The organism is Stenotrophomonas sp. 24(2023), from assembly GCF_030913365.1.
Classification (GTDB): Bacteria; Pseudomonadota; Gammaproteobacteria; order Xanthomonadales; family Xanthomonadaceae; genus Stenotrophomonas.
Window position 1 is genome coordinate 3,727,107 of record NZ_CP133160.1, and the last position, 13,192, is coordinate 3,740,298.

14 protein-coding genes are annotated in these 13,192 nt (G+C 66.3%); 8 read left to right on the forward strand and 6 right to left on the reverse strand.

Translation table 11 applies throughout. The annotated features are described in order from the left end of the window. Positions 1-31 precede the first annotated feature (31 nt). The 6 genes from Q9R17_RS17065 to ykgO form a co-directional block, all read right to left on the reverse strand. A complete protein-coding gene (locus tag Q9R17_RS17065; protein WP_308155771.1) occupies positions 32-1,279 on the reverse strand; it encodes a TraB/GumN family protein in 1,248 nt (415 codons plus the stop codon). After that, positions 1,272-1,802 carry a GNAT family N-acetyltransferase gene (locus Q9R17_RS17070; RefSeq protein ID WP_308155772.1) on the reverse strand — a complete coding sequence of 177 codons (531 nt, stop codon included), beginning with the start codon at positions 1,800-1,802 and terminating at the stop codon, positions 1,272-1,274. Before Q9R17_RS17070 ends, Q9R17_RS17065 begins: the two co-directional genes overlap by 8 nt. Positions 1,803-1,816: 14 nt before the next feature. Next, entirely contained in the window at positions 1,817-2,704 is an 888-nt protein-coding gene (locus Q9R17_RS17075) for a carbon-nitrogen hydrolase (protein WP_308155773.1), read from the reverse strand. Positions 2,705-2,909: 205 nt separating this feature from the next. After that, on the reverse strand, positions 2,910-3,947 hold the full coding sequence (locus Q9R17_RS17080) for an agmatine deiminase family protein (protein WP_308155774.1): 1,038 nt from the start codon (positions 3,945-3,947) through the stop codon (positions 2,910-2,912). Positions 3,948-3,987: 40 nt separating this feature from the next. Beyond that, the gene (locus tag Q9R17_RS17085) at positions 3,988-4,317 is read right to left on the reverse strand and encodes a hypothetical protein (protein WP_308155775.1); all 330 of its coding nucleotides are present in this window, start codon (positions 4,315-4,317) and stop codon (positions 3,988-3,990) included. 127 nt (positions 4,318-4,444) lie between these two features. Next, entirely contained in the window at positions 4,445-4,570 is a 126-nt protein-coding gene (ykgO, locus tag Q9R17_RS17090; RefSeq protein ID WP_017355593.1) for a type B 50S ribosomal protein L36, read from the reverse strand. A gap of 195 nt (positions 4,571-4,765) precedes the next feature. Between ykgO and cmk the strand changes: the two genes are divergently transcribed. The 8 genes from cmk to galU all read left to right on the forward strand — a co-directional run bounded on the left by cmk (position 4,766) and on the right by galU (position 13,063). After that, positions 4,766-5,443, forward strand: coding sequence for a (d)CMP kinase (gene cmk / locus Q9R17_RS17095; RefSeq protein WP_308155776.1), 678 nt, complete (start codon positions 4,766-4,768; stop codon positions 5,441-5,443). Between the two features lie 212 nt (positions 5,444-5,655). Beyond that, the gene (gene rpsA, locus Q9R17_RS17100) at positions 5,656-7,335 is read left to right on the forward strand and encodes a 30S ribosomal protein S1 (RefSeq protein WP_308155777.1); all 1,680 of its coding nucleotides are present in this window, start codon (positions 5,656-5,658) and stop codon (positions 7,333-7,335) included. 87 nt (positions 7,336-7,422) lie between these two features. Beyond that, a complete protein-coding gene (locus Q9R17_RS17105; protein ID WP_308155778.1) occupies positions 7,423-7,728 on the forward strand; it encodes an integration host factor subunit beta in 306 nt (101 codons plus the stop codon). Positions 7,729-7,804: 76 nt separating this feature from the next. Beyond that, the gene (locus Q9R17_RS17110; RefSeq protein WP_308155779.1) at positions 7,805-8,092 is read left to right on the forward strand and encodes a hypothetical protein; all 288 of its coding nucleotides are present in this window, start codon (positions 7,805-7,807) and stop codon (positions 8,090-8,092) included. A 6-nt stretch (positions 8,093-8,098) separates the two neighbouring features. Further along, positions 8,099-9,277 carry a lipopolysaccharide assembly protein LapB gene (lapB, locus tag Q9R17_RS17115; protein WP_308155780.1) on the forward strand — a complete coding sequence of 393 codons (1,179 nt, stop codon included), beginning with the start codon at positions 8,099-8,101 and terminating at the stop codon, positions 9,275-9,277. An 18-nt stretch (positions 9,278-9,295) separates the two neighbouring features. Continuing rightward, entirely contained in the window at positions 9,296-10,258 is a 963-nt protein-coding gene (locus Q9R17_RS17120; RefSeq protein ID WP_308155781.1) for a lipopolysaccharide biosynthesis protein, read from the forward strand. A 15-nt stretch (positions 10,259-10,273) separates the two neighbouring features. Then, positions 10,274-12,184: a nucleoside-diphosphate sugar epimerase/dehydratase gene (locus Q9R17_RS17125; RefSeq protein WP_308155782.1), complete on the forward strand. Its 1,911-nt coding sequence runs from the start codon at positions 10,274-10,276 to the stop codon at positions 12,182-12,184. Then, positions 12,185-13,063, forward strand: coding sequence for a UTP--glucose-1-phosphate uridylyltransferase GalU (galU, locus tag Q9R17_RS17130; RefSeq protein WP_308155783.1), 879 nt, complete (start codon positions 12,185-12,187; stop codon positions 13,061-13,063). Positions 13,064-13,192 lie beyond the last annotated feature (129 nt).

Here is a 13,192-nt window from a genome sequence, read left to right on the forward strand (position 1 = left end):
GGTCGTGCCGGGCCATGCCCGGCAGCAGGGGTCAGTGCGCGACCTTGCCCCAGACCTGGAAACCGGTCAGCCACAGGCCCAGCATGCTGCCCACGTTGGTCAGCATGAAGGTCAGCACCACGCGGGTGACGCGGTTGCGGTACCAGCCCCGCAGTGTCTGCGCATCATCACGCAGCTTCAGGAAATCCTCGTAGGCGGGCTTGCGCAGGCGGGTTTCCACCAGCGCGGCGAAGGCGCCGGTGGGGATGCTCAGCCGGAAGGGCTTGAACGGCGCCACCACGATCGCCGTCAGGATGCTCAGCGGATGGCTGCCGGCCAGCAGGCAGCCCAGGCCGGCCAGGCCGCCGGTGTACATGGCCCATACCGCCAGCAGGTGCGTGCCCACGTCCAGCCCACCGCGGTAGAAGCCGACCACGATGCCGGTCAGCACGATGGCCAGGATGGCCAGGGTGATCCACGGGATGTTGCGCTTCTTCGGGACGGCTTCCAGCTGCTGGCGCAGCGGGATGGGGGAGTCGCTGTCGGTTTCCAGGTAGCGGGCCAGGCCGGCCAGGTGGCCGGCACCGACCACCGCCAGCACCTCGCGCTGGGCGGGCTCGGCGCCCTGCAGCGCGCGTTCCTCGCGCAGGCGCGTGGCCATGTAGCGGTCGCGCTCGCCGATGATGGTTTCGTACAGGGCCGGGCTTTCGCTGGCGAATTCGCCGAAGCTCGATTCCAGCATGTCGCCCTGCTTGAGCTTCTCGATTTCCGCCTCGCCCACGTCCTCCGAGGAGAACAGGCCAGCGCCCAGGCCCAGGACCAGCTTCATGCGGCCGAAGAAGCCCAGCCGTTGCGAAGCACGCTTGAAGGTCAGCCCGACCTCACGGTCGATCAGGTGCACCGGCAGGCCGCGTTCGCGGGCAAGGCCCACCGCACGCTTGAGCTCGGCACCCGGCTCGATGCCCAGCTGCTCGGCCAGGCGGCGCTGGTAGGCGGCCAGCGCCAGGTTGGCCGCGAACAGGGCCACGCGGCCCTTGCGGATCACATCCACCAGGTCCAGCTTGGACAGCGTGTCCGGGTCGGTCAGGGCCTGCAGGCGCTGCGCATCCAGCTCCACCGCCACCGCATCGAAGCGGCCGCTGTCGATGGCCTTTTCCACGGCCTGTACGCTGGCGTGGGAAACGTGGGCGGTGCCCAGCAGGGTATAGCGCACGCCGTCGCGTTCGACGATGCGTACCGGCTGGCCGGCGAACAGGTCGTCGCCGGTCTCGGGAAGGGTGTCGGTCATGGAATCATTCATTGGAAGGGGCGGTATCGGCGCCATCGCCGAGCGCGCGCTGCATCTGCACCGTGTCCAGCCAGCGGCCGTGCTTGCGGCCCAGGCCCTGGAACACGCCGACTAGGTGGAAGCCGAAGCGTTCATGCAGCTTGATCGATGCGGTGTTGGTCGGTTCGCCGATCACCGCCACCATCTGCCGGTAGCCACGCGCCGTGCAGGTATCGATCAGGGCCTGCAGCAGGGCCTTGCCGACGCCCTGGCCCTGGAAGCGCGCATCGACGTAGACCGAATTCTCCACGGTCCACTGGTAGGCGATGCGCGTGCGGTAGGTGTTGGCATAGGCATAGCCCGCCACCTGGCCGTCGATCTCGGCGACCAGGTAGGGGAAGCCACGGTCGATGATGTCGCGCATGCGGCGCAGCATCTCGGCCGCGTCCGGGATGTCGTACTCGTAGGTGTTGACGAAATCGGTCACTTCCACCGCGTAGATCGCGGTGATCGCGGCGATGTCGGCGGGGCCGGCATCACGGAGAAGCACGCCCATGCGCAGGTCCTTGGTCAGTCGATGTAACGCTTGAGCAGGTCGCCGTAGGCGTCGATGCGGCGGTCGCGCAGGAACGGCCAGATGCGGCGCACGTGTTCACTGCGCTGCAGGTCGACATCGCACAGCAGCACGGTTGCCTCGGTGCCGGCTTCGGCCAGGAATTCACCCTGCGGGCCCAGCACGTGGCTGTTGCCCCAGAACTGGATGCCCGACGCGCCCAGCGGTGAAGGCTCATGGCCGACGCGGTTGCAGCTGAGCACCGGCAGGCCGTTGGCCACGGCATGGCCACGGTGGCTCAGGACCCACGCGTCGCGCTGGCGGGTCTTCTCGTCCTGCACATCGTCCGGGTCCCAGCCGATCGCGGTGGGGTAGAGCAGCAGTTCGGCACCGGCCAGCGCCATCAGGCGGGCTGCTTCGGGGTACCACTGGTCCCAGCACACCAGCACGCCCAGGCGGCCGACCGAGGTGTCGATCGGCGTGAAGCCGATGTCACCCGGGGTGAAGTAGAACTTCTCGTAGAAGCCCGGGTCGTCCGGGATGTGCATCTTGCGGTACTTGCCGAGCAGGGTGCCGTCCTTCTCGAACACCACGGCGGTGTTGTGGTACAGCCCGGCGGCACGACGCTCGAACAGCGAGCCGACGATGACCACGCCGTGTTTCTTTGCCAGCGCGCCCAGGCGCTCGGTGCTCGGGCCCGGGATCGGCTCGGCCAGGTCGAATTCGTCCACCGATTCGTGCTGGCAGAAGTACGGGCCGTTGTGCAGTTCCTGCAGCAGCACCAGTTTCGCGCCCTGCGCAGCCGCCTCGGCCACGCGTGCTTCGATCACCGCCAGGTTGGCGGCGGCATCACCGTGGTTGCGCTCCTGGACCAGGGCGACGGTAAGGGGGCTGCGCGAGTTCATGCGGGGGTTCCTGCGGGGGAAAACCCGCATGTTAACGCGGATGGGCGGGCGCAGCGTGGCAGCGGCTGAATGGTGCGGTTCCGCGCTGATGGCGGGGAAGTGTGGCGGGTTGTCCGCCGGCCGCTGCGCTTGCCGGGCAGGGCCCGGCGCTACCTTCGGCGTGGCCGGGTAGCGCCAGGTCCGCCGGGCGGAGCCTCCGGCCGGATCAGGCCTTGAGCAGGCCCGCCGGCAGCTGCATGGTGATGCAGTGCAGGCTGCCGTTCTGCCAGATCAGCGGGCGGCAGGGCACCTGCACGATCTCGCGGCCCGGGTGTGCCTGGGCCAGCACGTCGCGGGCCAGGTCGTCGGCCGGATCGCCGTAGGCGGGCATCAGCACCGCACCGTTGACGATCAGGTAATTGGCATACGAGGCGGCCAGGCGGCGGCCTTCGTCGATCACCGGCTGCGCCCACGGCAGCGGGAACAGGCGGTACGGCTGCCCATCCTTCGTGCGCAGCGCGGCCAGTTCGTTGCCCATCGCCTGCAGTTCGGCGTAGTGCGAATCGCTCTGGTCGTCGCAGGCCTGGTAGACGATGCTGTCAGGCGAAGCGAAGCGGGCCAGGGTGTCGATGTGGGCGTCGGTGTCATCGCCTTCCAGGTAGCCGTGGTCCAGCCACAGCACGCGGTCCTGCTGCAGCCAGTCGGCCAGGTCGGCGCTGAGGCTGTCGCGGTCGCGGTCCGGGTGGCGTTCGTGCAGGCACTTCCAGGTGGTCAGCAGGGTGCCTTCGCCATCGGTCTCGATGCCGCCGCCTTCCAGGGCAAACGGAATGCTGCGCACGGCGGCGTTGTTGAACACGCCGGCCTGGTCGAGCACGCCCACCAGCAGGTCGTCCTGGCTGGCGTCGAACTTGCCGCCCCAGCCGGTGAAGCGGAAGTCCAGCAACTGGAAGCTGCCGTCGGCACGGCGCAGGGTGATCGGGCCCGAATCGCGCAGCCAGGTGTCGTCGTAGGCGGCGGTGGTGAACAGCACCTTGTCCATGTCGATGCGGTTGGAGCGCAGGCGCATCTCGGCGTAGGTCTCCACATCGTCGTCGGCCACGCAGATCAGCACCGGCTGGAAGCGGGTGATGGCGGCCACCAGGGCGATGTAGGTCTCTTCCACCTGGCCCAGGCGGTCGGCCCAGTCGGTGTCGGCGGTGGGCCAGGCGATCAGGACGCCGCTCTGGGCTTCCCATTCGGCGGGAAAACGAAGGGTCTGGTTCATGGGCTCGCTACGAAGGCCCGCCAATGGCGGGCAGTGTGGGTCAGCGGATCGGCGGCTTCGGGCCGATCTCGTTCGGGTCCGCCTGGTTGGCCACCACGTTGATCACCTTCTGCTTTTCGAAGTAGACGGTGAACTGCGGGTAGACCCAGCGGTTGATGGTCGGCCATTGGCGCTTCTGGCCCCCCTTGGGCTGCAACTGCTCGTTCGGCGCGCCGAACTGGGCCTGCACCTGCTGCATGCTCTGACCGCGCTCGGGCAGGGCGCCGGCCGGCTTCTCGCGGCTGCGGTCGATCAGCAGGGTGTCGGCCAGTGCCGGTGTGGTGGCGGCCAGGGTGGCCACGATGGCCAGGGTGGACAGGAAACGCTTCATCTCGAACTACTCCCCAGTGGTCAAGAACGGCGATTACAGCATAAAGAAAGCAGAAAGCCGCCCGGAGGCGGCTTTCAGTGCAGACCGGCCCGCGAAGGACCTGCCACGGCCACGAGGGCCGGGCGGCTCAGCGCTGACGCGCCTTGAAGCGCGGGTTGGACTTGCAGATCACGAAGATCTTGCCACGGCGACGGACAACCTTGCAGTCGCGGTGACGGGACTTCGCCGACTTCAGGGAGGACAGGACTTTCATGGCATACCTCGGCGTAAACGTAAGAGTTCAGGTGGAGCGTGGCCGCGATATGCGCAAGACAATCGGCGTTGACGCTCGTACAAGCCCGCCATTCTAGCGGGCTTTTCCCCTAGGGATCAAGTGGTTGCAGGAAAGGGCCGGGCAGGGCGGGTTGCCAGGGGCTAGAATGCCCGCTTCACACGTGCAAGGTCCCCCATGAATCCACTCGCTCCCGTCCTGACCATCGACGGCCCGTCAGGGGCCGGCAAGGGTACCATCAGCCGCATCATCGCGCGCCGGATGGGCTGGCATTACCTGGATTCGGGGGCGCTGTACCGCGCCGTGGGCGTGGCCGCCAGCTGGGCCGACATTGATACCTCCGATGCGTCGGCGCTGGTGCGGTGCACCTTCGACACCCATGTTCAGTTTGTTGAACAGGGGGAATCGATGCGGGTCCTGGTCAACGGCTCCGATGCCACCGACGAACTGCGGCTGGAAACCACTGGTGCCCTGGCCTCGGCCATTGCCGCCATTCCCGAGGTCCGCGCGGCCCTGAAGGAGCGCCAGCGCGCATTCAGGGAACTGCCGGGCCTGGTCGCCGACGGCCGCGACATGGGCACGGTCATCTTCAAGGACGCCCCCTACAAGGTGTTCCTGACCGCCAGTGCCGAGGAGCGCGCCGAGCGCCGGCATAAGCAGTTGAAAGACAAGGGGGTTTCTGTTAGCTTTGATGACCTCCTGCGCGAGATCATGGCCCGCGACGCCCGTGATGCTCAGCGTACCGTGGCGCCCCTGAAGCCGGCAGACGATGCCGTCCTCATCGACACCACAGGCATCGGCATCACGGATGTCGTTGCCCGAGTGATGGATCTGCTTCCGGTTCCGGCTGCCTGATCCGTTCGCGCGGGAGCATTGCCAGGGCATCGGCGGTGTGTCGCGCAATGCAGTGCTGTAAACGCTCCGTCGCGCAATGATGCGTGGCGGTTTTCCTACTACACACGACCTGCGTTTCCGGGGTCGACCAACAGGCGGGCGGTCGCCAGCATCGCGGGGAAGAATCTCCCGATGGGACGCCACCGACCCATGTGTCCAACAGAGTAAATCTAATGACCGAATCATTTGCCGAACTGTTTGAAGCCAGCCAGGCCAACCTGGCCAAGCTGAAGCCCGGCGCCATCGTCACCGGTACCGTCGTGGAAGTCCGCGGCGACGTCGTGGTGATCAACGCTGGCCTGAAGTCCGAAGGCATCGTGCCGATCGAACAGTTCCGTAACGACGCTGGCGAGATCGACGTCGCCGAAGGCGACCTGGTCAAGGTCGCCCTCGACTCCATCGAGAACGGCTTCGGCGAAACCGTCCTGTCGCGCGAGAAGGCCAAGCGCGCGATGGTGTGGGACGAGCTGGAAGAAGCGTTGGAAAAGAACGAAACCATCACCGGCCGCATCAGCGGCAAGGTCAAGGGTGGTTTCACCGTGGACATCAAGGATGTCCGCGCCTTCCTGCCGGGTTCCCTGGTCGATGTGCGCCCGGTGCGCGATCCGGCCTACCTGGAAGGCAAGGAACTCGAGTTCAAGCTCATCAAGCTGGACCGCAAGCGTAACAACGTCGTGGTCTCGCGCCGCGCTGTCGTCGAAAGCGAGCACTCGGAAGAGCGCGAGCAGCTGATGGACAAGCTGCAGGAAGGTGCGATCCTGAAGGGTGTCGTCAAGAACCTGACCGACTACGGCGCGTTCGTGGACCTGGGCGGCATCGACGGCCTGCTGCACATCACCGATATGGCGTGGAAGCGCGTGCGTCACCCGTCGGAAGTCGTGAACGTCGGCGACGAGCTGGACGTCCGCGTGCTGAAGTTCGACCGCGAGCGCAACCGCGTTTCGCTGGGCCTGAAGCAGCTGGGCGAGGATCCGTGGGACAACATCGGCCGTCGTTACCCGGCCAACAGCCGCGTCTTCGGCAAGGTCTCCAACGTCACCGATTACGGTGCGTTCGTCGAGATCGAGCCGGGCGTCGAAGGCCTGGTGCACGTCTCCGAGATGGATTGGACCAACAAGAACGTCAACCCGTCCAAGGTTGTCCAGGTTGGTGATGAAGTCGAAGTGATGGTGCTGGACGTCGATGAAGAGCGTCGCCGCATCTCGCTGGGCATGAAGCAGGTTGCCGCCAATCCGTGGGAAACCTTCGCTGCCACCCACAAGAAGGGTGACAAGGTGTCGGGCCAGATCAAGTCGATCACCGACTTCGGCATCTTCATCGGTCTGGACGGCGGCATCGACGGCCTGGTCCACCTGTCCGACATCAGCTGGAACACCACCGGCGAAGACGTCGTTCGCAACTTCAAGAAGGGCGATACCCTGGACGCCGTCGTCCTGGCCGTCGATCCGGAACGCGAGCGCATCTCCCTGGGCGTGAAGCAGCTGGAGCAGGATCCGTTCGGCCAGTACATGGCTGCCAATCCGAAGGGCTCCAAGGTCGAAGGCGTGGTGAAGGAAGTCGACGCCAAGGGCGCCGTGATCGAACTGGCCGACGGCATCGAAGGCTACGTGTCGGCTCGCGACATCGCCAACGAGCGCGTTGACGACGCTTCGCAGCACCTGAAGGTCGGCGACAAGATCGAAGCCAAGTTCGTGGGCATGGACCGCAAGGGCCGTACCCTGCAGCTGTCGATCAAGGCCAAGGACGACGCGGAAATGCGCGAAGTCCTCGAGGAATACCAGTCCGCTTCGGGCGGCACCACCCAGCTGGGCGCGCTGCTGCGTGCACAGCTCAACGGTGGCAAGTCCGAGTAATCGGGCCTGCGCTGTACGTTGTTTCCTGGACGGCCCGGGCTTTGCCCGGGCCGTTTCAGGGTTGGAAGCCCCTGATGTGAGCCGGTGATGACCAAATCCGAACTGATCGAAATCCTTGCGCGCCGCCAGGCGCACCTGAAGGCCGATGATGTCGATCTGGCGGTGAAGTCGTTGCTGGAGATGATGGGCGGGGCGCTGTCTGCCGGGGATCGCATCGAGATCCGTGGCTTTGGCAGTTTCTCGCTGCACTACCGTCCGCCCAGGCTGGGCCGCAACCCCAAGACCGGTGAACCGGTCGCGCTGCCGGGCAAGCATGTCCCCCATTTCAAGCCGGGCAAGGAGCTGCGCGAGCGCGTCAGCGACGTGCTGCCGGTGGATGCCGATCCGGCCTGAGCGCCTGTCGCGCCGTGGCGTGCGAATCCAGCCGCGAGTCGGCTAAGCTAATGGCACCTGCCATTGGAGCTGCCGCATGAAGGTCTTTCGTCTACTGGTCCTGCTGGCGGTCCTCATTCTCGGGTTGATCATTGGTGCGGTGAACATGACCGCCATGTCGATCAACCTGCTGTTCACCGAACTGCATACATCCGTGGGCGTGGCGCTGATCGCCGCGCTGCTGGTCGGTGTCGTGGTCGGTGCCGGCCTGGTGCTGGTGAGCGTGGTCATTCCGCTCTATGCACAGCTGCGTCGCGCCAACAAGGCCGGCAGCGCCGTCGCGGTGCCCTCGGCACCATCCCCCCAATCGTTTGATGGACGCTGATCGAAGATGGATTTCGTCACTGAGTGGTTCTGGTTCTTCCTGTTCGTGCCGCTGGCCGCGCTGGCTGGCTGGGTGATCGGCCGGCGTGGTGGCCAGCGCCATGGCGACAACCAGGTCAGCCGGCTGTCCAGCACCTACTTCCGTGGCCTGAACTACCTGCTCAACGAGCAGCCGGACAAGGCCATCGAGCTGTTCCTGCATATCGCCGAACTGGACAAGGAAACCTTCGAGACGCAGGTCGCGCTGGGCCACCTGTTCCGCCGCCGCGGCGAAGTCGACCGCGCCATCCGCCTGCACCAGGGGCTGGTCAACCGCAGCGACCTCAGCGATGCGCAGCGCGTGCAGGCGCTGCTGGCGCTGGGCGAGGACTACATGAAGTCCGGGCTGCTGGACCGTGCCGAAACGGTGTTCAGCGAACTGGCCCAGCTGGACCAGCGCGCCCCCCAGGCGCTCAAGCACCTGATCGGCATCTACCAGGCCGAGCGTGACTGGGAAAAGGCCATCGACAATGCCACGCGCTTCGAGGATGTGACCGGCGAGCCGATGGGCAAGCTGATCGGGCAGTTCGAATGCGAACTGGCCGAACGCTACCGTGGCGCCGGCAAGCTGGACGAGGCGAGGGCGGCCATCGCCCGGGCCTACCAGGCCGATGCCATGTCGGTGCGCGCCGGCATCATCGAAGGCCGCCTGGAAACCGATGCCGGCCATCCCGAAGCCGCCGTGCGGGCCTTCGAGCGTGCTGCCCGCAACGACCCGGAATACCTGCCGGAACTGCTGCCGGCACTGATGCAGAACTACCGCAAGGTCGGTGACCTGGGCGGTGCGCGCGCCTTCCTGTCTGAAATGACCGAACACTACCGGGGCATCGCGCCGGTGCTGGCCCTGACCCGGTTGATGGAGGAGCAGGAAGGGGTCGCGCCGGCGCGTGCCTACCTGGGACGCCAGCTCAAGGACCGTCCTTCGGTGCGCGGCGAGTCGGCCCTGATCGACCTGACCCTGGCCGAAGGGGCGGATTCCACGGCCACCCTGCACGACCTCAAGCACATCACCGACCAGTTGCTGGTGCGCAACCCGGCCTACCGCTGCACCCGCTGCGGCTTCGGCGCACGGACCCACCACTGGCAGTGCCCGAGCTGCAAGGAATGGGGCACCGTCAAGCCACTGCTGAACTACGCGGTGCTCTGATCCATGGCCGGATGGGGGATGGCCGGGCTGCTGCTGGTGGCCCTGACCAGTGCGGCCCTGACCCGGGTGGCGATCGGCTATGCCCTGCGCCGCCAGTTGTTCGACCAGCCCGGCGAGCGCCGCAGCCATGCGGTGGCCACCCCCCGTGGCGGGGGCATCGCCATTGTCGTCACCCTGCTGCTGGTGGACACCGTTGCCGCCCTGGCGTGGCCGTCGGCAGCGCCCTCGCTGCTGGTGGCGGGCCTGGGGCTGCTGCTGGTGGCCGGCATCGGCTGGTGGGATGACCACCGCCCGCTGCCCGCGCTGCGCCGCCTGCTGGTGCATGTGCTGGCCGCCGCCCTGCTGGCCGGCCTGGTCAAGGCTCATGGCGGCAGCTGGTGGCATGCCCTGCTGGTGCTGGGCTTCACCACCTCGTTGATCAACATCTGGAATTTCATGGATGGCATCAACGGCATCGCCGCCAGCCAGGCCATCATCGCGGCCCTGGGCTTTGCGGTGGTGCTGCCCTGGCCCGCGTCGTTGGCCGCCATCGCCCTGGGGCTGGCCTGCCTGGGTTTCCTGCCATTCAACTTCCCCCGGGCCCGCATCTTCATGGGGGATGTCGGCAGTGGCGCACTCGGCTATGCGGTGGCGGCGGTGGCGGCCCTGGCCAGCGTGACCACCACCGTGTCCTGGCTGCTTCTGCTGGTACCGGTGTCATTGTTTCTCGTGGACGCGGGCTTCACATTGTTATCCCGCATCCTTGCCCGTGAACGCTGGATGGAGCCGCATACCCAGCATGTCTACCAGCGCGCCGTGCAGGCAGGAGCCAGCCATGCGCAGGTCACAGGGACGTACGTCATTCTTGGTGTGTTCAGCATTGCCGTATTCATCATCTGCAGGAACTTGCAGCCGGGGTGGGAGGCTGTCGTGGCCGTCGGGTGGTTTGCCGCGTTGACCGGTCTTTGGCTCCTTCTGCGCAATGGATTGCGTCACCAATAAGGAAAAGCACTACTCATGTCGTCACCTTGGCGGGACAGAATCATCGGCGCGGTGCCGAGATCGGCAATCGTCTTCCACGACCTGTTCATGGTCTGGGCCTGCTGGCAGCTGCTGCACGCCGGCCGTTATTCCATTCTTCCCGATGCGCCGGCGTTGCCGCTGTGGAACTTCGATACCGGGCTGGTGCTGCTGCTGCAGGGCCTGGTGTTCTGGCGGGTGGGCCTGTACCGCGGCCTGTGGCGTTTCGCCAGCGTCAGCGACCTGCTGAACATCTTCAAGGCCAGCTTCATCGGCATGGTCGGCATCGTGCTGGTGCTGGCCTGGAAGCGCTTCAGCGGCGTGCCGCTGTCGGTGCTGGTCATCTATCCCTTCGCGCTGTCGGCCCTGCTGGGTGCCCCGCGCCTGCTGTACCGGGCCTGGAAGGACTACCAGGCGCTGCAGTCCGATTCGACCGCGCGCCGGGTGCTGATCCTGGGCGCCGGCCAGGCCGCCGAGACCCTGCTGCGCGACCTGCGGCGCTCGGGCAATTTCGAGCCGGTGGGCCTGCTGGATGATTCCTCGCACCTGCGTGGTGCCCGCCTGCAGGGGCTGCCGGTGCTGGGCACGCTGGATGACGCGCCGGCAGTGGCCCGGGAGACGGCGGCCAAGCTGCTGGTCATCGCCATGCCGTCGCTGGACGCGGCCGGCATGCAGCGCGTGGTGGCCATCTGCGAAAGTACCGGCATCCCGTTCCGTACCGTGCCGCGCCTGAGCGACATCCTGCAGGGGCACTCGCTGCCCGGGCAGCTGAAGGAAGTGGCCATCGAGGACCTGCTGGGCCGCAAGCCGATCACGCCGGACTGGGCGCTGGTGCGTGGCTGGCTGGGGGGCCGCACGGTGCTGGTCACCGGTGCCGGTGGTTCCATCGGTTCGGAATTGTGCCGCCAGTGCGCCCGCCACGGTGCCGGCCGTATCGTCATGCTGGAAATCAGCGAACTGCTGCTGCTGACCATCGAGGCCGAGCTGCGCCGCAGCTTCCCGGACATCGAAGTGGAGGCGGTGCTGGGCGATTGCGGCGATCCGGCCGTCATGCGCCACACCTTGTCGCTGCACCAGATCGATGCCACCTTCCATGCGGCGGCCTACAAGCATGTGCCGGTGCTGGAGCGCCAGCTGCGCGAGGCCGTGCGCAACAACATCCTAGCGACGGAAAACGTGGCCCGCGCCTGCGTGGAAGCCAACGTCGAGCATTTCGTGTTCATTTCCACCGACAAGGCCGTCGATCCGGTCAACGCGCTGGGTGCCAGCAAGCGCTACGCCGAGATGATCTGCCAGAGCCTTGACCAGAAATCCCAGCACACCCGTTTCGTGACCGTGCGCTTCGGCAACGTGCTGGCCTCGGCCGGCAGCGTGGTGCCGCTGTTCCGCGAGCAGATCCTCAAGGGGGGGCCGGTTACCGTGACCGACCCGGAAGTCTCGCGCTACTTCATGACCATCCCCGAAGCCTGCCAGCTGATCCTGCAGGCAGCGGCCTCGGCCTCGCACGGTGCCATCTACACGCTGGACATGGGCGAGCCGGTGCCGATCCGCGTCCTGGCCGAGCAGATGATCCGGCTGGCGGGCAAGCAGCCGTACAAGGACATCCCGATCATCTACACCGGGCTGCGTCCGGGCGAGAAGCTGCACGAGACGCTGTTCTATTCGGACGAGGATTACCGTCCGACCGCCCACCCGAAGATCCTGGAGGCGGGCGTGCGCCCGTTCTCGCGCGATCTGGTGCTGGGCAGCATTCCCAAGCTGCGCGATGCCATCGTCCGTTACGACGCCGATGCCATCCGCGAAGTCCTGTTCGCGACCATGCCGGAGTTTTCTCCGATCGAACAGGAAACTTACACCCCATCCGCTAAAGTGGTGCCTTTCCCGGCACGAGAAGCCAGCAGGCATTGAATGAGCAAGCGCATTCGTAAAGCAGTGTTTCCGGTTGCAGGTCTCGGTACGCGTTTCCTGCCCGCGACCAAGACCGTTCCCAAGGAAATGCTGCCGATCATCGATCGACCGCTGATCCAGTACGCCGTCGACGAGGCCATCGAGGCCGGCTGCGATACCCTGATCTTCATCACCAACCGCTACAAGCATGCGGTGGCCGACTACTTCGACAAGGCCTACGAGCTGGAGCAGAAGCTGGAGCGCGCCGGCAAGACCGAGCAGCTGGAGCTGATCCGCCACGTGCTGCCGGCCGGGGTACGCGCGGTGTTCGTGACCCAGGCCGAAGCGCTGGGCCTGGGCCATGCCGTGCTGTGCGCCAAGGCGATCGTCGGCGACGAGCCCTTCGCGGTGCTGCTGCCGGATGACCTGATCTGGAACCGTGGCGATGGCGCGCTCAAGCAGATGGCCGACGTCAACGAAGCCAGCGGGGCCAGTGTCATCGCGGTGGAGGATGTGCCGCACGAGAAGACCGCCAGTTACGGCATCGTGGCCACCGAGGCCTTCGATGGCCGCAAGGGTCGTGTATCGCAGATCGTGGAGAAGCCCAAGCCGGAAGACGCGCCGAGCGATCTGGCCGTGGTGGGGCGCTACGTGCTCAGCCCGAAGATCTTCGAACTGCTGGAGGCCACCGGTACCGGTGCCGGCGGCGAGATCCAGCTGACCGACGCGATTGCCGAGCTGCTGAAGAACGAAGAAGTCGATGCGTACCGCTTCGAGGGTACCCGCTTCGACTGTGGTACCCATCTGGGGCTGGTCGAGGCGACGATCCGCTTCGCGCTGGACAACCCGAAGCTGGCTGGCGCGGCGCGCGAGAAGCTGACGGCGATGTTGGCGGAGTAGCGGTTTAGCAAGCGCTCCGTCAGCGCCTTCCTGCCAGAGTGGGGGAGGCGTGGGCAGTCCGCTGCAGGACACGCCGTAAACCCGTCCATGGCGCCTGCGGTCCTGCAAAGGCCCGCCCGTTCCGCCTGC

Coding starts and splice junctions, on each gene's coding strand:
- Q9R17_RS17065 (WP_308155771.1), bottom strand. CDS start 1,279: ATGAATGATTCCATGACCGACACCCTTCCCGAGACCGGCGACGACCTG.
- Q9R17_RS17070 (WP_308155772.1), bottom strand. CDS start 1,802: ATGGGCGTGCTTCTCCGTGATGCCGGCCCCGCCGACATCGCCGCGATC.
- Q9R17_RS17075 (WP_308155773.1), bottom strand. CDS start 2,704: ATGAACTCGCGCAGCCCCCTTACCGTCGCCCTGGTCCAGGAGCGCAAC.
- Q9R17_RS17080 (WP_308155774.1), bottom strand. CDS start 3,947: ATGAACCAGACCCTTCGTTTTCCCGCCGAATGGGAAGCCCAGAGCGGC.
- Q9R17_RS17085 (WP_308155775.1), bottom strand. CDS start 4,317: ATGAAGCGTTTCCTGTCCACCCTGGCCATCGTGGCCACCCTGGCCGCC.
- ykgO (WP_017355593.1), bottom strand. CDS start 4,570: ATGAAAGTCCTGTCCTCCCTGAAGTCGGCGAAGTCCCGTCACCGCGAC.
- cmk (WP_308155776.1), top strand. CDS start 4,766: ATGAATCCACTCGCTCCCGTCCTGACCATCGACGGCCCGTCAGGGGCC.
- rpsA (WP_308155777.1), top strand. CDS start 5,656: ATGACCGAATCATTTGCCGAACTGTTTGAAGCCAGCCAGGCCAACCTG.
- Q9R17_RS17105 (WP_308155778.1), top strand. CDS start 7,423: ATGACCAAATCCGAACTGATCGAAATCCTTGCGCGCCGCCAGGCGCAC.
- Q9R17_RS17110 (WP_308155779.1), top strand. CDS start 7,805: ATGAAGGTCTTTCGTCTACTGGTCCTGCTGGCGGTCCTCATTCTCGGG.
- lapB (WP_308155780.1), top strand. CDS start 8,099: ATGGATTTCGTCACTGAGTGGTTCTGGTTCTTCCTGTTCGTGCCGCTG.
- Q9R17_RS17120 (WP_308155781.1), top strand. CDS start 9,296: ATGGCCGGGCTGCTGCTGGTGGCCCTGACCAGTGCGGCCCTGACCCGG.
- Q9R17_RS17125 (WP_308155782.1), top strand. CDS start 10,274: ATGTCGTCACCTTGGCGGGACAGAATCATCGGCGCGGTGCCGAGATCG.
- galU (WP_308155783.1), top strand. CDS start 12,185: ATGAGCAAGCGCATTCGTAAAGCAGTGTTTCCGGTTGCAGGTCTCGGT.